The organism is Saccharolobus shibatae B12, assembly GCF_019175345.1.
GTDB lineage: Archaea > Thermoproteota > Thermoprotei_A > Sulfolobales > Sulfolobaceae > Saccharolobus > Saccharolobus shibatae.
Window position 1 is genome coordinate 830,487 of record NZ_CP077717.1, and the last position, 19,358, is coordinate 849,844.

The 19,358-nt window shown below is 34.7% G+C and carries 23 protein-coding genes and 1 pseudogene; 11 read left to right on the forward strand and 13 right to left on the reverse strand.

The window, feature by feature from the left end; all coding sequences use genetic code 11:
- Position 1 precedes the first annotated feature (1 nt).
- From J5U23_RS04620 to J5U23_RS04630, 3 genes are read right to left on the reverse strand one after another with little or no spacing between them, the layout of a single operon-like run.
- Positions 2–1,363: a permease gene (locus J5U23_RS04620; protein WP_218259648.1), complete on the reverse strand. Its 1,362-nt coding sequence runs from the start codon at positions 1,361–1,363 to the stop codon at positions 2–4.
- Entirely contained in the window at positions 1,360–2,088 is a 729-nt protein-coding gene (locus tag J5U23_RS04625; RefSeq protein WP_218259649.1) for an ABC transporter ATP-binding protein, read from the reverse strand. Before J5U23_RS04625 ends, J5U23_RS04620 begins: the two co-directional genes overlap by 4 nt.
- Before the next feature lie 46 nt (positions 2,089–2,134).
- Positions 2,135–2,845, reverse strand: a complete 711-nt coding sequence (locus J5U23_RS04630; RefSeq protein WP_218267111.1) for a protein-L-isoaspartate O-methyltransferase family protein — start codon at positions 2,843–2,845, stop codon at positions 2,135–2,137.
- A gap of 115 nt (positions 2,846–2,960) precedes the next feature.
- Between J5U23_RS04630 and tenA the strand changes: the two genes are divergently transcribed.
- The 3 genes from tenA (at position 2,961) to J5U23_RS04645 (ending at position 5,239) form a co-directional block, all read left to right on the forward strand.
- Complete coding sequence (tenA, locus tag J5U23_RS04635; protein WP_218259651.1) at positions 2,961–3,635, forward strand: thiaminase II; 675 nt, start codon at positions 2,961–2,963, stop codon at positions 3,633–3,635.
- Between the two features lie 14 nt (positions 3,636–3,649).
- A complete protein-coding gene (locus tag J5U23_RS04640; protein ID WP_218259652.1) occupies positions 3,650–4,804 on the forward strand; it encodes a pyridoxal-phosphate-dependent aminotransferase family protein in 1,155 nt (384 codons plus the stop codon).
- Positions 4,805–4,882: 78 nt separating this feature from the next.
- On the forward strand, positions 4,883–5,239 hold the full coding sequence (locus J5U23_RS04645; RefSeq protein WP_218259653.1) for a hypothetical protein: 357 nt from the start codon (positions 4,883–4,885) through the stop codon (positions 5,237–5,239).
- Here J5U23_RS04645 and J5U23_RS04650 read toward each other — a convergent pair.
- Positions 5,229–5,720, reverse strand: coding sequence for an EVE domain-containing protein (locus tag J5U23_RS04650; protein ID WP_218259654.1), 492 nt, complete (start codon positions 5,718–5,720; stop codon positions 5,229–5,231). The two genes, J5U23_RS04645 and J5U23_RS04650, sit on opposite strands and share 11 nt — an antisense overlap.
- 257 nt (positions 5,721–5,977) lie before the next feature.
- Here J5U23_RS04650 and J5U23_RS04655 point away from each other — a divergent pair, with 257 nt between their 5' ends.
- Entirely contained in the window at positions 5,978–6,304 is a 327-nt protein-coding gene (locus J5U23_RS04655; RefSeq protein WP_218259655.1) for a hypothetical protein, read from the forward strand.
- 182 nt (positions 6,305–6,486) lie between these two features.
- Positions 6,487–6,636, forward strand: coding sequence for a hypothetical protein (locus J5U23_RS15670; RefSeq protein ID WP_244988823.1), 150 nt, complete (start codon positions 6,487–6,489; stop codon positions 6,634–6,636).
- Here J5U23_RS15670 and tpiA read toward each other — a convergent pair.
- Positions 6,623–7,306, reverse strand: coding sequence for a triose-phosphate isomerase (tpiA, locus tag J5U23_RS04665; protein WP_218259656.1), 684 nt, complete (start codon positions 7,304–7,306; stop codon positions 6,623–6,625). The two genes, J5U23_RS15670 and tpiA, sit on opposite strands and share 14 nt — an antisense overlap.
- A gap of 27 nt (positions 7,307–7,333) precedes the next feature.
- Between tpiA and J5U23_RS04670 the strand changes: the two genes are divergently transcribed.
- Positions 7,334–7,849 (forward strand): DUF429 domain-containing protein, encoded by a 516-nt coding sequence (locus tag J5U23_RS04670; protein ID WP_218261293.1) that lies wholly within the window; start codon positions 7,334–7,336, stop codon positions 7,847–7,849.
- Between the two features lie 167 nt (positions 7,850–8,016).
- On the opposite strand, the gene J5U23_RS04675 is transcribed toward J5U23_RS04670, so the two are convergent.
- Genes J5U23_RS04675 through J5U23_RS04695 form a run of 5 tightly spaced genes read right to left on the reverse strand, consistent with a single transcriptional unit; the run spans position 8,017 to position 12,149 of the window.
- Positions 8,017–8,388 carry a hypothetical protein gene (locus J5U23_RS04675; protein WP_218259658.1) on the reverse strand — a complete coding sequence of 124 codons (372 nt, stop codon included), beginning with the start codon at positions 8,386–8,388 and terminating at the stop codon, positions 8,017–8,019.
- 35 nt (positions 8,389–8,423) lie between these two features.
- Positions 8,424–9,557 carry a citrate synthase gene (gltA, locus tag J5U23_RS04680; RefSeq protein WP_218259659.1) on the reverse strand — a complete coding sequence of 378 codons (1,134 nt, stop codon included), beginning with the start codon at positions 9,555–9,557 and terminating at the stop codon, positions 8,424–8,426.
- Positions 9,557–9,985, reverse strand: a complete 429-nt coding sequence (locus tag J5U23_RS04685) for a CBS domain-containing protein (protein WP_218259660.1) — start codon at positions 9,983–9,985, stop codon at positions 9,557–9,559. The genes gltA and J5U23_RS04685 overlap by 1 nt, the downstream gene beginning before the upstream one ends.
- A 24-nt stretch (positions 9,986–10,009) precedes the next feature.
- Positions 10,010–10,867 carry a methylisocitrate lyase gene (prpB, locus tag J5U23_RS04690; protein ID WP_218261294.1) on the reverse strand — a complete coding sequence of 286 codons (858 nt, stop codon included), beginning with the start codon at positions 10,865–10,867 and terminating at the stop codon, positions 10,010–10,012.
- The gene (locus tag J5U23_RS04695) at positions 10,842–12,149 is read right to left on the reverse strand and encodes an MmgE/PrpD family protein (RefSeq protein ID WP_218261295.1); all 1,308 of its coding nucleotides are present in this window, start codon (positions 12,147–12,149) and stop codon (positions 10,842–10,844) included. Before J5U23_RS04695 ends, prpB begins: the two co-directional genes overlap by 26 nt.
- Positions 12,150–12,189: 40 nt before the next feature.
- On the opposite strand from J5U23_RS04695, the gene J5U23_RS04700 reads away from it, so the two are divergent.
- From J5U23_RS04700 to J5U23_RS04715, 4 genes are all read left to right on the forward strand, one after another.
- Positions 12,190–13,173: a lactate/malate dehydrogenase family protein gene (locus J5U23_RS04700; RefSeq protein ID WP_280638398.1), complete on the forward strand. Its 984-nt coding sequence runs from the start codon at positions 12,190–12,192 to the stop codon at positions 13,171–13,173.
- Between the two features lie 93 nt (positions 13,174–13,266).
- Entirely contained in the window at positions 13,267–14,433 is a 1,167-nt protein-coding gene (gene agl3 / locus J5U23_RS04705; protein WP_218261296.1) for a UDP-sulfoquinovose synthase, read from the forward strand.
- A gap of 112 nt (positions 14,434–14,545) precedes the next feature.
- Entirely contained in the window at positions 14,546–15,094 is a 549-nt protein-coding gene (locus J5U23_RS04710) for a hypothetical protein (protein ID WP_218259665.1), read from the forward strand.
- Positions 15,095–15,152: 58 nt separating this feature from the next.
- Positions 15,153–15,920, forward strand: coding sequence for a winged helix-turn-helix transcriptional regulator (locus J5U23_RS04715; protein ID WP_218259666.1), 768 nt, complete (start codon positions 15,153–15,155; stop codon positions 15,918–15,920).
- Positions 15,921–16,495: 575 nt separating this feature from the next.
- Here J5U23_RS04715 and J5U23_RS15975 read toward each other — a convergent pair.
- Complete coding sequence (locus J5U23_RS15975; RefSeq protein ID WP_280638399.1) at positions 16,496–16,630, reverse strand: hypothetical protein; 135 nt, start codon at positions 16,628–16,630, stop codon at positions 16,496–16,498.
- A 151-nt stretch (positions 16,631–16,781) separates the two neighbouring features.
- Between J5U23_RS15975 and J5U23_RS16140 the strand changes: the two are divergent.
- Positions 16,782–16,875: pseudogene (locus J5U23_RS16140) on the forward strand (IS6 family transposase); the annotation flags it as partial.
- A 375-nt stretch (positions 16,876–17,250) separates the two neighbouring features.
- Here the strand turns inward: J5U23_RS16140 and J5U23_RS04720 are convergent.
- Together J5U23_RS04720 and J5U23_RS04725 are read right to left on the reverse strand one after the other, a co-directional pair.
- Positions 17,251–17,535, reverse strand: a complete 285-nt coding sequence (locus J5U23_RS04720; RefSeq protein WP_218267112.1) for a hypothetical protein — start codon at positions 17,533–17,535, stop codon at positions 17,251–17,253.
- A 300-nt stretch (positions 17,536–17,835) separates the two neighbouring features.
- Positions 17,836–19,350 (reverse strand): M61 family metallopeptidase, encoded by a 1,515-nt coding sequence (locus J5U23_RS04725; RefSeq protein ID WP_218267113.1) that lies wholly within the window; start codon positions 19,348–19,350, stop codon positions 17,836–17,838.
- Between the last annotated feature and the right edge of the window lie 8 nt (positions 19,351–19,358).

A 19,358-nucleotide genomic window follows, 5' to 3' on the forward strand; every position in this document is an offset into this window, starting at 1 on the left:
GTTATTTAATTTTTTTGTATATTGCTATATTTATTATAATTAGTGAGATAATTGAGAAAATTAGAGAGTAATATACGTTAGCAAAGAATACCAATAAGGCAGCTACGCCTACAATTGAGTTTATTTCTATTTCCCTTATTAGTAGCGATAATGGATCCGCAATTCTTATTCCTTTTCCTTTAATAACGTTATTGTATGATATGAAAAGACTAAGTTCCACACTAGCTATTGATGACGGTAACATAATCAGACTTAAATAAGCGTGATTAAAAAATGAGAAGATTAGAACATCTATCAGATAGATTATCAAAATAATTAATAATTTCGAAATATAAGAACTCCTCAATCCCGATGGTAAGGATAATAATAGTTGCATTCCAGAGGCTTCTAGTAATATTAGCATTATTGAGGACGTCGTTATCATAAAGATTGTATAAAAGATAGCGTAAACTGGTGCAAAAAATGAGAAAATCAGTGCGAATACGGGTATGGTTAGTAAGAAACTAGCTTGAGGAACTCTAAGAAGACCCTTAATATCTTTATAAAGATACGTTATTAATGGAGTCCGTAATTTTATGTTATATTTTGTAGCATAATGAGAAGTAACCCTGAACGATAGGAATTTCAAGGCCTGATTATAGGCAAAGATTATGGAAAGACCAGTGTAAACTAGTGAAAGTAAGAGACCCTCAACATTTAAGAAACCGAAAGGAAAGATGGGTAAGATGTAGAAGGGGAGAATTACGTATCTGAAGGTAAAACCATAAGGTAGTATTATAAATATTATCCAAATTAGTGATGTTCCTACCCTAAATAGTGCAGAAGTTATCCCTAATCTTATTCTCTTCCCCAATAGTATTACCAACGCAAAGGAAAGTGAAAAGAAAAATATTATCTCAAATTCTGCCATAAGGGCTTGCAAAATAGACATAGTTATCATATAAGTGGAGATAGGAGCAATTACTATCGATGTCAAAAAACCATAGTAGAAAAATTCAAATATACCTCTAAATACAGCCATATTTATATCTCTCTCAGTAAGAGGAAGCGATAGTAAGAAAGTTTTTAGATCATAATTTGTTACGAAGAAAATTACATTCAGTCCAGTAGTGAAAATATTGGCGAGTATAATTAAGTCTAGAAATATAAAGGAAAAAGGAGCGTCTTTATTTATTATCGAGATAGACGCCGAAACTATTGTTGCTATTGTATATGCAATAATATTACTTATCTTAATTGTAACCGCATTTCTTTTAATTTTGCTAATAGCATCCGGCTTAGGTGATAAGCCAAAAGATCTGCTTGTGTACATTAGATAGATTATTTGCTTGTAAACTACATCGTGAATCTTCACGTTACTCATTCCAATCCCTTTAGTATATCCTTTATCTCCTCATCTAGACCAGTGACGGAGAGAAAAACGTCTTCAAGGGATCTACCAGCTTCTCTAATGTTATCTGAAGAAGTCTCCATTACCATTATTCCCCTATTCATTATACCTATCCTAGTGCAGATTTTTTCTGCAACCTCCATTATGTGCGTGGAGAACAACACTCCACCTCCGTTCTTAATATGATTTTGAATTAGTTCCTTAAGGACTTTAACTGATAGAACGTCTAATGCGTTAAAAGGCTCATCAAGGATTAGTAATTTAGGTTCATGAATCAAGGACAATAATATCGAAACTTTTTGCTTATTTCCCATAGATAAGGAGGCTATAGGTGTGTTCATGAACATATCTAAGGAGAACGCCCTAATTAGCGCGTTTATTCTGTTTAGATCTTTAATTCCTCTTAAACTTGATACGAAACTTATTATCTCAGCTGGCGTCATATATTCGTAAAGGGCTGGTTGTTCAGGAACATAACCAACGTAATTTTTCACAATTTTATCCTTATTACTAATTCCTAAGATCTCTATCTCACCCTCAAAAGGTACCATATTCATTATAGCCTTCAACGTACTGCTTTTTCCCGCTCCATTGGGACCTAAAAGACAATAGACTTCTGAGTTTACTGAAAAGCTTAACGAATTAACTGCGATAAAAGAACCATATTTCACTGTAAGGTTTCTAACATTTAAGAGCATTATATAAATACACGTATCACACTATTATTAACCTTTAATCTTTAAGCTAGCTTTGATTCATGAATTTGGACAGCAACTTATTTACCTTTTCTTCTATTTTCTTTATTCTCCTCTCATTTGGATCGTCATCCTCGTAAAATCCAAATAAGCCTCTCATTTTCATAAATATTACATCCCCAATTCTTTCTATCTTAGGCTCGTAGCCAATTCTAGTAATCCTATAAAGACCTTGGGCTTTTTCACTACCTATTGGTACTACCATGATCCCGTTTTCCTTAAGTTGATCATATAGCTTACAAGGTATAGTCGGTGCAGCAGCCCATATTACGATTCGATCGTAAGGAGCCTCTTTCTCATATCCTAAACTTCCATCCATCTTAATTAATTTAATTAGAGGATATCTAGGCAGAAGAACGTTTTTAGCATACTCAAACATCGTATCATCGATTTCAATGGATACAACATTATTCTCACCAACTATTTCAGCTATTAATGCTGTGTAATAACCTATACCAGTACCTATTTCTAAAACCTTCTGATTTTCTCCTAAATTAAGAATATCAAGCATGTATATGCCTAAACTTAGTGCTGTAGTCGTGATATTAGGTGTGACGTAAAAGGGTTTGTCTATATAATTAGGATCATATGCATATTTTTTCAATAGTTGTGGCAAAAAGTCTTCCCTATTAACCTTGATAAATGCATTAGCCAACTTCGAATTTTTTATAGATCTTAATATGTCTTCTTTTGCACTCATACTTATTAATTATTTGAAGATATTTTTTAATAAAGATGACGATATACCTTCGACCTAAAAGAAGATAGTTCACGACCCTCGAAAATTTAAATAACAGCCATGTGCTATTTCCTTTATGATGGAAAATAGTGAAAAGTTGTGGAATTCTATCCAAGATATTTACTCTTCAATCCTTAAACACCCATTTATTCTTGAACTGGTTGAAGGAACCCTAAGTAGAAATAAATTCGAGTACTATATCATTCAAGATTATCTGTATTTGAGGGAGTTCTCTAAGGCCTTGGCTTTATTATCAGCAAAGGCTGAAGATGAGGAACAAGCTTTATTGTTTGCAACACACATACAAGATGCCATAAAGGTAGAAAAGGCGTTACATAAATTTTACATAAGTGAATTCAATTTAAATGTGGAAGATTATGAAATGAGTCCAACTAATCTAGCTTATACATCTTACCTACTTGCCGTGGCTTATTCCAAGCCTTTTTATGAAGCAATATCTGCAGTATTGCCTTGCTATTGGATATATATGGAGGTTGGAAAGGAATTGCTCAAAAAAGGATCCAAGGATAAATATTATCAGAAATGGATAGAAACTTATGGTGGAGAGGAGTACGAAAGGGGAGTTAGGGCAGTATTAGGTATTGTGAATAGTATGAAAGTTAGTGAAGAGGAATTTAATAAGATGAAAACTCATTTTAGAACTGCATCTATATACGAATATATGTTCTGGGACTCTGCGTATAGATTAGAGAGGTTTCCTTTTCCTACAGAAAAAAATAAAGGAGTGTAACTAACTCACATTTTATGGATAAACTGTTACTGCATGTAGGTCCTACTACTATCAAGGAGGATGTTTTAATAGCAGGGCTTGAAAACAACGTTGGTTTTACGTCTAAAGAATTTGTAGAGGCACTCTCATACTCGTTAAAAGGATTAAGATACGTAATGGGGGCAAGCAAGAGTTATCAGCCATTAATAATCCCCGGAGGCGGTACCTCTGCTATGGAAAGCATCACGTCATTACTCAAACCTAATGATAAAATACTAGTAGTTTCTAATGGTGTCTTTGGTGATAGGTGGGAGCAAATATTCAAGAGATATCCAGTTAATGTAAAGGTATTAAGACCTTCTCCCGGAGATTACGTTAAACCAGAGGAGGTAGAGGAAGAGGTTAGAAAAGACAACTATAAGTTAGTAACACTAACTCACGTAGAGACCAGTACTGGAGTGAGAGAACCCGTAAAAGATGTAATAAATAAGATTAGAAGATATGTGGAATTGATAGCAGTAGATGGAGTATCAAGTGTTGGGGCTGAGGAAGTTAAAGCTGAAGAATGGAACGTCGACGTTTACTTGTCAGCCAGTCAAAAGGCGTTAGGTTCCTCAGCTGGTTTAGGCTTATTATTACTTTCTCCTAAGGCCGTATCAATATTAGATTCACAAGACTCAATTGCTGGATATTATTTGAATTTAAAGAATTGGTTACCAGTTATGAGAGCGGTTGAAGAGGGTAAAGCTGCATACTTTGCTACCCCACCAGTTCATGTAATTTTACAGTTAGCTGAAGCCTTTAGACTGATAGAGAAGGAAGGTATAGAAAATAGAATAAAAAGACACGCAACAGTAGCTAGTGCAATTAGAGCTGGTTTAGAAGCATTAGAATTAGAGATAGTAGCTAGGAGACCAGAGTCCTATAGTAATACTGTAACTGGAGTACTTCTAAAGACTATTGAACCACAAAAGATTCTAGCGGAGACTGTTAATGAGGGTGTAGAGTTTGCCCCAGGTGTTCATCCAGCATTTAAATATTTTAGAATAGGTCATATGGGCTGGGTTACCCCTAATGATGCCATAGTAGCAATAAGTGTTATTGAGAGAACCCTAAGGAAATTAGGTGAACCAATAAGGTTTGGTGAAGGGGTAAAGGCTGTAGAAGAAGTCTTGTCATCAGCCCGCTGAAAGTATATCATCAAATCTAAATCCCCGAAAATATCATCACTCTCAGTTTTTAAGATAATACCATATAATATTATAAATATGACTGATGTTAAGAGTAACAATGTTACATTTAACGATATACTGCAATACGAGATTATCAAAAAGACTTACCAAAATATTATAACGAAGCTTAATTCTAGAAATTTAAAGTCATTAAAAGAGGGATTAAGAGAATTATTAAACTTCGTGAGAGATATAAAGAATAATATATTAGATAAAAGATTAAGAAGAATGATTCAATATCAGCAGAAATTGGCTAAAAGGCTGCTCTTAATCATAAATATAAGGTACGTAATATTCTTTATCTATAAAGTATTAGTTAATACTTTAGTATCTAGACTTTACGAATCTATCAGAACGTTATTAGAAGAAGTAAGCAACGTTGTCAGATATTAAGTAATGATTCCTTAAGACACTCTTCCACTATTTTAGCATCGCTTTCTGGAATAGGCCTCTTGAGGTTTGCTGGGGCATTTCTAAGGTATTTAGCTATTTGCCCTTTATCTTCAATAAATCTAATCTTATCTAAAATTTTTTTCATATCACATTCTCCAATTACAACAGGTTCTACTTTAACTCTATAAACGTATATTCCCTTATTCCTTACTGTCTCCTCTGGATATATTGGTGTCTGATCCTCATACCAGTTTGAAAGCACTTTTACTATACCTACAATCTTTCCCCCATATCTTTTAGCATAGTACTTACTAACGTATATAATAATGTAGTCGCCTTCTTTTATGTATTCCTCTAGATTTTCTTTGTAACCATAAACTCCCTTATCTCTAATTACATCCCACATGTCCTCTTGTATTGGTACTAACCAGTAGGTCACAGAATGCAATAGTATTTTAAGAATATAAGATTTACTAAACACTTGATAAAAAGCATTGCCTTACACAACAACTTCTTTAATTACGTAATAATACCAAAGAGGAGTACTTATTAAGTAAAGTTACTGATTTATATTTAGTGAACAAGATTCAACTTATATCTTATATAGCGATCTCCTTATCAATCTTAGGTATCATCTTAAGCACCATAGCAATTATCATATCACTAAGAGGACATTAATATGGTTGGAAAGAAAAAGCTATAAACGTAGAGAGTGATATCACATGTTGGTTAGAAATAATGATAGGCTGCAAAGATACTTCTTGTGTTAAAGATACTCTAAATGTACTCCTTAACAAATATGGTGTGGGAAAAAATGTTATGGAAATAGCATTGGAAAATATAAATGAACTTGCAATTTATAGGAATAACAAAATATTCATTAATGTGTTGAAGTATGATGAAATAGTAAATGAGGTTTCAGGAGAAAGTGAAATAGTATCGGCATTTCTTATTTTATCATCCTTATATTCTTTGGTTGGAATAAAACGAATGGAGGAAATAGTTAAAAATGAGTACGGAAAAGAATCACCCATATATAAACTCTATGAGATATTATTTAAATAAAGTTACAATTTATAAAAGAAAATTATAGTCGAGAATTAGAGTTGAATAGTGAACAGACCTCACAGAAGGAAACTTTTGCCCCTCTTCCCCATTAAACTCTATTTAGGCTTCAATGGTAATAGATTGCTAAGATTGATTAATAAAATTCTGTTAATTAATTTAATAGCATTAGAAGAGTTTTTGTGGAAATAAAAGAATGTATTTTGTTTTCTGCATCAATATATCTTTACACCTATTTCTCGTTAATTGGTTTTGAGGAGAATGAAATAAAAACATATATAGCTATAATTTTCCAGAACATATATTTATTAAAAGTAGCTAAGAGGAGATAGCCTTCAATGCACTTGTGATAAAATCTTCAACAACTTTCTCAGGCTCCTTAGCCTTCATGACAGCACTTGCTACACCTATTCCATGAGCTCCAAGTTTTAACGCCTTATAAACGTCCTCACTAGTCGTAATTCCAGCACCCGCTATTAGATAGATTCCCTCAGACTTTCTTATCTCATCCACGGCTTTAGTTATTACCTCGGGTTTTGCCTTAGATACTGAGATACCGGTTCCTATCAATTCTGGGGGCTCTATCAAAATTGCATCAGGCCTTAGTAAACTAAAGGGATAGACTAACTCATATCTGTCAACGCATAGTATGCTACTCAAACCTAATTTCTTAGTTCTTTTTAATACATCATCTATTTCATCAGCCCTTAGACGTCTCTCACTGTGATTTATCAATGTCCCTTTAGCACCTACATCTTTTATCATTTCTGGTAATATGGCTCCCGTATACGCACCTAAAGGCACTGGATCTACATGTTCAGCATAAATTGGTAAATCTACCTCTTGGACCATTCTGTAGATCATGGTAGCTGGTACTGACAATATTATTTCAACTGAATGCTCCTTACTTATTTTTTCTATCTTTTTACCTAACTCAATTGCTTTATTACCAAAGGAGTTTTCGTAGGCCTTAAAGTTTATTACAATAATAGGGGGTTTCACAATAAGAAGATAATAAGGGAAATAAATATGTATTGTGGAATCGATCTAGCAGTAAGAAGGAAGACTGCAGTGGGTATCCTCATAAACAACGAGATAAAAATCATTGAACTAACAACAAATGAGGAAATTATAGAAAGTTGTAATAGAGCAAAAATTACCGCGATAGATTCACCTCTTTCTCATCATAACGGTTTCAGAAACGTTGACAAGGAGTTGATAAAGAGAAAGCTGAAAGTATTACCACCATCCTTTATGAAAACACTTGTAGAAAGAGCTATCCAATTGAAGGACAGATTACATAATGTAATCGAGACTCATCCAACGTCTTCCATGAAGTTGATTGGTTTAAATTGGAGAGAATTGCATGAGATTAAGGATTACGTTGATGCTGCGTTATGTGCCATGACTGCGATGGCTTATGATTTAGGGTATGCTGAGGAAATAAAGGCTGATGATGGTACAATTTACCTACTATCAACAAAATTTCCTTATGAGATAAAAAGGAAAAATTACTTTGAGTTTTATCTTAAAGGACCTAAATGAGGCAAAGGGCAATTTAGGACTCCATTGCAAATCTAGTTTAGTTGATTCATTTCCTCTCCGCAAGAGTGGAACGTAGAAGTAGCCATGCCCGTTCAATACGTTCATGCAAAGCTTATAAGTAAAGAATAAGGATATTAGAAGAAATTAATAAAATATCAGCTAATCTATTATAGAATTGGAAAGAAATGAGGCAAGGTAATCCCTATTAGCCCTAGGATGAATAGTATTATGATCGCAACTATTATTGCCAAAATTGCTATACCTAAAGCTTGTACCCAGCCGGTGTTAAAGACAACCTTATATACTCCTAGAAATGCTATAAATCCTATTATTACTCCAATTATTGGCGAAATGAGTGAGAATAACGCTGTAAAAATTGCATAAACTATTACTCCAATCAACGTCGCTAACATAGCCCTACCAAACGTGGTAGTTCGTGGTGCAACTACTTTTCCAGCTAACCATGTAGGTATGGAAATCACTATCCAAGCTATTATAAAAGCGATAATAGCACCTATCGAACCTAATATTGAAGGCATGTGTATATATCTTAGGTAAAAAGTTTAAAAAAAGCTTATCTCTTGTCTATAGGAACATACTCTTGATGTTCTGGTCCAACATACAAAGCTCTCGGCCTAATTAGTCTGTGTTGCTCCTCTACGTATTCTATTATATGTGCTAACCAGCCTAAAGTTCTCGATAAAGCAAATAATGCGGTAAACATGTATACTGGAAATCCTAAAGCGTAGAAGACTATTCCAGAATAGAAATCGGTATTAGGATAGATTTCCTTGCTAGAAAATTGCTTTATTCCTAACTCCTCAAGTTTTTGAGCTATCTCGAAATATTTCTTAGCCTCACTATTTCTTTCAATCAGAGTTGAGGCTAGTTTCTTGAATATTTTTGCTCTAGGATCATAAGTCTTGTAAACCCTATGACCAAATCCCATTAGTCTATTCTTTTGATTTATTATCTTATCATTAAACCACATTTCTACTCTATTTGGATCTCCTATCTCAACGAATTGTTTAAAAGCTTCTTCAGCTGCTCCACCATGTAACGGACCTTTTAACGCTGCTAATGCTGCAGTAAGAGAGGAATACATATCTGATAAAGTAGATGCAGCTACAAGTGCTGCAGTTGTCGATGCTGGTACCTCGTGGTCTGTATAGAGTATTAGAGCCTTATCCATTGCGTTAATTTCCTCTGCAGTGGGTTCCCTAGCTAAACTGGCTAGGAGAAAGCTTTTAGCAAAACTATCTGAAGGTTCTGGTATTCTTGGTTTGTTACCCTCCTTTCTCCTATATACATTTGATACTAGAGTAGCCATTTTAGCAATGATACTAATTGCTTTTTCCTTATCATTCTCCTTCCATTTGAAATTCTTATCGATAGAGGCTAGGGCTGCTGTTCCCACTTCTAAAAGACCTATAGCATCAGCATCTCTAGGCATTAAGTATATTGAATCTAATACTTCTTGAGGTACCTCATACTCCTCATTAAGTTTCTCCCTTAAATCGTTTAACTCTTTCTTCGTAGGTAACTTTCCATAGAGCATTAAATAGATAGTCTCTTCATAACTGCCGTAATTAACTAGGTCTTCAATATTATACCCCCTATACTTCAATATTCCCTTTTCTCCATCTATAAATGTTAAATTCGTAACTTTTATAATAACATTCTCCAAACCTTTACTTACAACACTCATTAGTCAGTACCCCCTTCCCAACTTAACTCAGACCTAACTAAAAAATCTAGAACATGTTTCTCATTAACTATATCCTTTATGGATACAACACCAACAAGCTTACCTTCTTCATCCACTACAACTACATGCCTTATATTGTTTTTAACCATTTTCTCTGCTATTTCTCCAATAGGAGAATTAGGCTTAACTGTTATTAATTTCCCAAAAGTTCCTAGGTTCTCTATATTGTCATTTAAATTCTTTCCACACGCTACCGCACGTAACACGTCCCTCTCCGTAAATATTCCGACTGGATAGCCTTTTTCGTCAACAATTACCACAGATCCTATATTATTTTGATACATAATCTTACAGGCCTCAATAGCCTTAGTACCTACCTTAACAATCACAGGGGATCTCTTAATTAAGCTTCTAGAAGTTACTGCCATAATTTAAATTTCGTATATAAAAATTTAAAGCTTTCTAACGAGTTTTATACTACCTAATTCCCTATCTAATCTCTCATAGAAGAAGTAATCAATTATCTCATACTGTTGTTGCCTAGTAATCATCTTATCTAATAAATTAACTTGAGTTCCCTCTTTCAATAGTACTTCTAAGGCATCTTTCATTGCCTTGGCAGCTACTCTAAATATAGTAACGGGAAATATTACGTATTTATAACCCATCTCTTTAAACTCCTGGGCTTTAATGTAAGGAGTTTTACCAAACTCAGTCATATTAGCCAGTAACGGAGCTTTTACCTCTTTAGCGAACTTGGCGAACTCCTCCTTACTAGTGAGAGCCTCTGGAAATATTATATCAGCACCTGCCTCTAAATAAATCTTGGCCCTTTCTATTGCATCGTCTAACCCTATTACACCGCGAGAATCGACTCTTGCAATTATTAAGGCATCTCTTCTAGCCTTTAATGCAGCCTTTATCTTCTGAACCATTTCTAAAGGCTCTACAACCTCTTTACCCTCTAAATGGCCGCACTTCTTTGGCATTCTCTGATCCTCTATTTGAATAGCGTCAGCACCAGCTTTTTCTAAAACCCTTACCGTTCTATAGACATTTATTGCCTCACCAAACCCAGTATCTGAATCGACTATTATCGGAATATCAGCAACTTCCTTTATCCTTCTTATCATCTCAGCAACCTCATCTAATGTTATTAAACCTATATCTGGTAGACCATAAGATGAGGTAAGAGCTGCACCTGATAAATACACTGCCTTAAAACCTACCTTCTTTGCCAGAATTGCAGTAAATGGATTAAATACTCCCGGTACTATCAAGAAGTCAGATTCCTTTAATACTTGAGACAATTTCCTTCACCTTTAATTCTTCCATATTCCACAAAATATTTAACTCTTCCTTCCTACCTTTTAACCTCAAGTACTTCTCCTCAACTTCTTCATCAGTCATTGGATTATTATAATAACCTCTTGGATTTCTAACCTCAACCATCTCTCTACCCTTACTGGTATAAACTGTTACTTTAACGGGTAACTCCTTAGGATATATACTAGTATATTTCTCGTCTTCAATAACAGTAATCTTCTTCATCAAACTCCTTATTTTTTCATTAAATATCATTTCTTGATCATAGGCGTCGAGCCAGAAATCCTTCTTAATTAGGGTATATGCCAGAATATAAGGCAAACTGTGGTCTGCAGTCTCCTTATTAGTGGGATTCCATTTCTCTTCATCAGCTATTATCGTCTTGGCTGCCTCATAGGTTTCAACTTCAATCTTAACAATATCATCAACGTTAACGTTAAAACTCTTTCCAGCCTCAACAACCGCTTCAGCGTGATACTCCACTGGATATTTCTTTAAACTAGTCCTAAGTACACCATCAGACTCTAGATGGTTAAACACCGAAGAGTCAAAGTCTTTAGCTACAACATTGATAAAACCTAATCTACCTGAAAAAGGCTTTGAAGGACCGGTCATACCAAATTTCGCCAAAAGTGCTGAGAAAGCCGCTTTTCTTGAAGCATCAGCTGCTGCACCAGCCTTCCACATCGATAACTCCCCAGACCTAGTCTCCCTAAGTGCAATGTTTGGCACTATTGTTAACGAAATAGCGTTAATAGTAGATTTCTCGTCTAATTTCAACATTTTAGCTAAACCTGCAGCTGCTCCTACTTGAAGGAAAGTTACGTGATCAAAGCCTTTCTTTCTCAATGATGTTGCGTCACATAGTTTTATCCCAACTTCATAGCCTATAGCAATTGCTTCTATTATATCCCTCCCTTTAAGATCGAATAGTGAGCCTAAGGACAAGAAAGCGCCTATCATATCACTGGGATGAAGAGGTTCCTTTGAAAGGTAAGTATCATTGAAGTCTAGATATCTAATCAAAAAAGTGTTGTAGAATGCTGCGAAGTCTGGAGTCGCATTTCCTCCGAAAAGTAGGGGAACAGAACCTTGGAAATGCGTTACCACGTTTTTGTTAACTAAATGAGGTGGGGAATTTAATGCTCCACGGGCCACTGCTATTGCATCAATTATCCTCCTTTTTGCCTCATGTATAATCTTTTCACTTAACTTTTGATAATTGACTGAATTCACAAATTCAGCAATCTTTTCAGCTATTTCCATAATAGAGTAGAGTTAAAGGGAGTATAAAAGTCGAACTATAATGAACATTGAAAAAAGCTTAATATACTTTAGAATGCATATTTATACTCGTGATAGTATGGTAAAAATAGCTTTTATAGGAGTAGGAAAAATAGGTCAGACAATAGCTTATTCTGTAATTTTTGACGGTTTAGCAAGTGAAGTTATATTATACGATATTATTCCAGAATTACCAGAAAAGTTCGAACATGAATTAAGACATGCAATGGCTACTAGAGGTCTTTCCACTGAAGTAATAGGTACTAACTCTCTTGATGATGTAGCCAATGCCGATATCATACTTATTATGGCGGGTAAGCCAAGGAAACCAGGGATGAGCAGAAGGGATCTATTTGTTGATAATGCAAAAATACAAATAGATCTTGCAAAACAGCTTCCTCCTAGAAATCCCGGGGCATTATACATAATGGTTGCAAATCCAGTTGACATGATGGCCTCAGTATTCATGAGATTCTCTAAACAACTCACAATAAGCACTGGAGACACGGTAGAGACAATGAGAATGAGATCATATATAAGTAAGAAACTTAAAGTCCCAGTAACTAAGGTAACTGGGTATGTAGCGGGAGAGCATGGAGAAGACGCAGTAGTTTTGTGGAGCACAGTCAAAGTCAACGGGAAACCCTTTGAGGAAGTAGCTAAAGGAGTAACTAAAGAGGAGGTTGAAAATTACGTTAAGTCAATACCAGGGGAGATAATAAGAGTAATGGGTGGAACAACCTGGGGACCGGCAACTATAATAAAGGACATTGTTAGAGCAATAGTCTTAAATGAAGGAAGAGTGATGAGTATAGCAACTCCTAGAACTTATAAAGATGAGATAATACACATAAGCGTCCCAATAGTTGTAGGAGCTGAAATAGGACCAAGTTTGGAGGGCGTATTACCAGAGAGTGACAAGGAGAGGTTAAACAAATCTGTTGAGGACTTTTACAAGGTCTATAAGGAGAATTTAGATCATTTATTGCAAGTAATTAAACAATAATTCTTGATCTCTCAAATACAGATTTAGCTTTTTCCCATAAATACACATTAACTTACCATAAGCTTTTTTATTCCCTTAATCTTTACATTATTGATGAAAATACTTATCTTAGGTGCTGATGGCTATCTAGGATGGTCACTAGCACTACGATTGGCTAAGAGAGGACATGAAGTTATTGGAGTAGATAACTTATACACTAGAAATGCAGTAAGGGAAGTAGGATCAGATTCCGCATTTCCATTACCAGATCCAGAGGAAAGGATCACAGCAGCAAGGAAATTACTTGATGTCAATATAACCTTTCACAGAGCTGATGTTAAGGATTTTGATAAATTACATGAGATTATTCAAAAACATAAACCAGATGCAGTAGTTCATTTCGCCGAACAAAGATCTGCTCCATACTCGATGATTGATGTGAATCACGCTAATTACACCTTCATAAATAATCTTACTAGTACGATAAATCTCATTTATTCAATAATAAAGGTGGATCCGAGTATCCATATTCTAAAGATGGGAACAATGGGAGAATATGGAACACCTAATTATGATATACTAGAGTCACCATTTGTAGAAGTTGAAATAAACGGCAAAAAGGATACGATTCCATTTCCCAAATGGGCTAGCAGTTGGTATCATTGGAGTAAAGTTTACGATAGTTACAACTTGTTATGGGCAAATAAGGTATGGAATTTAACCATCACCGATATTATGCAAGGCCCAGTATATGGTACGAGAACTGAAGAGATTATAGATGAGAAGTTAAGGACGAGATTCGATTTTGATGAAGTTTGGGGGACGGTTGTTAATAGATATTGCGTGGAAGCAGTATTGGGTATTCCGTTAACACCTTATGGAAAAGGAGGCCAAACCAGAGGATTCATTTCACTTGAGGATAGCATGCAAGCGCTAACTATTTTACTTGAACATCCTCCTAATCAAGGAGAATATAGGGTCGTTAACCAAATTCATGAGGTATATAGTGTCGCTCAAATAGCTCAAATGGTCAAAGAAGTTGCTGAGTTTATGGGATTGAGAGTTACTATACAAAATGTAAAGAACCCTAGAGTAGAAAAAGAGGAACACTATTATAGGGTTGAAACTAGAATATTGCCATCGTTGGGATTTAGTCCTAAAAAGAACATGAAGGAAGAAATAAAGAACATAATAGAGGATTTGATTCCTTACAAGAATAGGCTAGAATCATTTAAACATGTAATACTACCTAAGACTGATTGGAGAAAAGGAAGAACTTGATTACTCTTAACCGTAAAACTACAGTCTGTAAAGTAATATTCAGACAAAATTCGTAGTAGATGTATCTCAGTTTTTTGGAAAAATCTATTTAAACCCTCACAAGAAAAATAGCTTGTTGGAAAATAGTCTAAAGAAGAAATTAGGCTATTTCATAAATTATAGTGATGTAGAATATGAAGTACTTTCCCAATATTATGTGTTTGAGTTAAGAATGCCCAGTAACGGTAAGCTAGGCCAATTACTTCATGAGTACCTGCAAGAATATCTAATAAATGGAATCAACAGAATTAATGAGAAATATCTTCCATTCTACTATAACTTGAATAAAGCTCTAGAGCTTCTTTCAGGGATAGTTGATGAGAGGAAGTTGTACTATTGCGATAAGAAAATAGAGAAAATAGGAAATGTTAAACTAATTGGACAAGCCGATATTTGCTCCGACGACTTAGTGATAGAAATAAAAAGTAAACCTGAACTTAAAAAGGTCGACTTAATGCAAGCACTTATATACACTTATTTATACGAGAGAGATGTAATACTTTTTATGTATGGAATATATACCGGGGAATATACTATAATAAGACTACCTTTCAATGAAAGAAACATAAACTCCTTATTCGAAGGTCTCAAAAAGATAAGTGAAAGAGAAGAAATATTGTGAAAACTTTTAAAACACTATTGTAAGAAAAGGATATAAAACATAAATGAGATAGGTAATTATGGATTCAATAGATAAGGGAATATTAAAGATACTTCTAAAAGATGCTAGAACACCACAAAGAAGAATTGCAATGATGCTAGGCATATCTCCACCAGCCGTTAGCTACAGAATGGAGAAGTTGTTTGGAGATATAATCAAAAGATTTACACTTTACGTTAATCCAAATTTCCTAGGCAGATATCATGGTTATGTAGCCTTTAACAATTTATACGATTGGGATGGAGATTACATAGCCAAAATCGAGTGTCTAGAAGAGACTAACATTTATGAAATTGATTCCAAGAGTAGATTTGAACTTGATGAAAAAATACGAAAAATGAGCGAGAAGTTGGGAGAACCAAAAATGATATATATACCAAATCAAATGCCTTATAGCCCCTCCAAGTTTGACTTGAAAGTAGTAGGCATACTTAAGGAGAAACCCTTGATAAAACCAATTGAGCTAGCTGAAGAGTTAGGAGTATCATCCAAAACAATCAGAAGACATCTAAGATACTTGTATAGCAAAAAATTCATCCGACTGATCCCTATTATAGATTTAAATAGGGCTGAGATATCCATATTTGCAGTATTTACATCCAAGGTAGAAGATGGGAAAAAATTCTTTGTAAAGTACGCTTTCACTGAAATAGAGGATGATAAAGCTGGAATATTTGTAAATGTGGTTGATAGTATGGATGAAGCTAGAGACCTAGCGTTAAAGTTTAAGAGAGAATACGATAAGGATGCGGAAATAATGATAACGACAAAATACGAATTTTTATAAAAGCGTTTTTGCTATAGTATTCTAAACCTCTCTCACCAATATAGTTTAACCAGAACACAATATGCCCCTCTTTAAGATGCCATTCAACACAAGCTGGATCTTCTTGGTTATTACAACAATGAGATAGTGACGGATCAGCTTGATACATTTAGGCTTAGTTTTCACTCTAGCAGTCAAAGCAAAAATATGTAACACTAAGGACTATTAATTAGAAAGGTTTCAGTTTTTAATTTGAAACTGTAAGATGTCTTATACCAGATAAGGCTAGGGCGATTCATGGATCCATTGCGAATTGTAATTTATGAATAATATAAATATAAAAGTATTAACATGATTAAGCACGTATTCCCTTTATTAACCGTTATTACCCAATTAAATTCGTCATAGTTTTTGAAATATAGTGAATTTGCAATGGAAACCTGAATCGCCCTAAGGCTATATCTTCATTTTACTGAAATTATTCTAGAGGTATAAATTCGACATCATAATCTTTTGCCGTTTTTCTGCCAACTCGCGACCGGATGCAACTACGGTTTACCGTTTGTCCCTACACTTTCATTTCACTCTTTTTATCTTCAATCGTGATCAAGCGTAGAGACTTTAGCCCTCAACCACCTACTAGCAAGTGAGCCATGAGGCTCCTTTGATCCCAACGACACGGAACTCACATCTCCGTACTTCTCACCCTCACCCTTTTGGGCATAGCCCACTCGGCATGAGGGATCATTTTTATTGATAAATGTAATATGAACAGAGTGTGGACAACAATTTTGTTAATTCAAAACAAATTATATGAACTGCTCGTGTTCTATAAATAGAATGCGACGTAATACCTTTTTAGGGTGAGCACGGGAGTATTACTTGGGTGATACTACGGGAACTAGGTGGAAAGTCCCCGTGCTCACCCAAGTGATATTAGTTTTATATGGAGTATAATCTTAAGCCTAGGCCTTACTTCTTTCTTATTCATTTTACTATTTCCTTTACCAAAGAAGAAATAACTTTTTCAAATGATTCTCTTTATCTCCAAGACTATTTCTCCCAGATCTCAAGAAGCAATTCCTTAGAGGAAATTTCATACCCACTAGATACTATGCTCTTATGCTTGTGACAGAACTATTTTAGATTGCTGATTTTCTTGCCTTTAGCAAAAGCGTTCAACTTGTTTCCGTCTTTCCTCTAGTGGTAGATGTGACAAGAAAAATATCTGGTTTTGTCTTTCACTCTCCATAGTCCACTACAGAAACTAAACATTTCTGTTTAAAGTGAGACTAAAAAAGAAACACTCAAGCAAAAATGTTAGAAGTTCTACTAAACCTGTAATAATGAGTTATCTGTTATAGTATTTTGCTCTCTTTCTCTGTCTACCCTTCAATGTTTTAAACTCCCTAATTCTAGTCAATGCTTCTTTCACATTACTAACTCCCCTTAACATCTCAGCCAAACCTCTCTCACCAATATAGTTTAACCAAGACACAATATGCCCCTCTTTAAGATGCCATTCAACACAAGCTGGATCTTCCTTTCCTAGTCTTTCGATTTCCCTTTCTAGTTCATTCACGTCGTGTGCTATTCCTACTGTTCTATTATATGACTTAAAATAGAATGGCTCCATATATCCCGAACTTCCTTAGAAAGAGTTTATAAGGATTTCTGCGTAATACCAAAGAGATTATATGAAGTGTTAGAGATTATTTTAAAAAAGATAAGGGAAAACTTCATCCTTCTAGTTAAAGCCATGCTTAAGTTCTTTTAGATTTTCCTATTTGACTTAACCTCTATTACAATCTAAATGAAAACATCTTTCATTCATTGAGGGTAGTAAAAGAGAATCTTCCTTAATTAGGCTGACTTTTAAGCACCTAGTTGGATTCTTTCCCCTTAGAAGCTGGAATTTTATTTAGAAGAAAATATATTAAATGATCCTTATGTTTGACTTCCCTTCTCCATATTCTATACCATTAGACCATTTCTTGAATACCTGTCCACTTCCTTTTATAGCCAAATTGTGTCCAGGATTTTCACTTGGCTTAAGTGTAAACTCCATAAGTCTTCCCTCTCTATTAATAACCAACGCTAGTGTACCTTTACATTCTAAATTATTGGAAGAAATTCCATTTATGCCAATTATTTCGTCACCTTGAATAATTCCAGCTTTATCTGCGGGTGAATCATCTTCAACAAAAGTCACCTTCTTGTTATCTAACATTAACCCACAATATGGAGAACCTTTATCTACGAAACTTAGTTCAAAATATCTTGACAGTCTATTAAATATTGGTGGATCTTTTGAAAACACTAACTCGTCTAAATTCCTAACTCCTAATCTTTCTGCTATGTCCCTAACATTACCATACGTATATTCCCCTAATTTGTATAATTCTCTAAAGAAATTATAAATTGAGTTACCGTTCTCAATCATCTCTAGATCCATTATAAGACCAACAATTAGACCTAGCTGATAATAGGAAATGCCCACGTTGAAGAAATTATTGTCACGGTGGTAATACTTTATCCATGTGGTATAGGAAGATTCTGCTAAGCTCATTCTCCTTATCCCCGGAAAGGTAAGCCACGCTAATGTGTTTGCAATGTAATTCAGAGTTTCCTCCACTTTCACTACTCTTGTTCTTAAAGGAACTACTGCTGCAATATACTCTGTAAGACCCTCCGCAACCCACAGTAACTCAGTATAAGTTTCGCTTTCGTAATTAATCTTTAAATCCTTAGGCCTAATTTTCTTTACATTGTACCTATGGAAATATTCATGAATAAACAAGCGGATAAGATCTTTGTAGTTCCATGAGACTACAATGGAAGAAGATCTCTCGTGTTCAATCCCACCTAAATCAATATCAGACCTCCTAAAGAAGAATATATATTCATCTGTAGAGGAATTAGAAAAGATCTTCTGATCTATTTCAAATATACATTTTTCTAATGATTCTATAAACGATTTATCAAGTTCATCAATAGTAGAAATTTTATGCTTTTTATCAATCTCAATCAGCTTTAATTTAGGTGAAGCTTGAATGGGTGAATCCGCAAATTCATTATAGTTATCGGCACAAAACCAATCTCCGACCTTTTTTAACGTAGTATGGATAGGCCACGTAGTGTTAATTTTTACACAATATTCCTCTTCAATTGTCTGAAACGGAAATACTGATGGGGGATTAATGAATAAATAGTCACTAGTTGAGATCGCTTCTCTTTGATCTTTACTTAGAGATTGGATCACATATCTGAACTTATCTTTAACAAAGAACCTATTCTTTCCTATTCTAATTCCTTCTATTTCTACGACATATCTCTCTGTATCTCTGATAACATAAGAACCAGGAATCCATGTTGGAAAAATAATTATACCCTCTTTTCCTTCTGCAAAAACCTCAATGTACTTATTCCGAGAATTTATATAAAATTTCATTTTCGAAA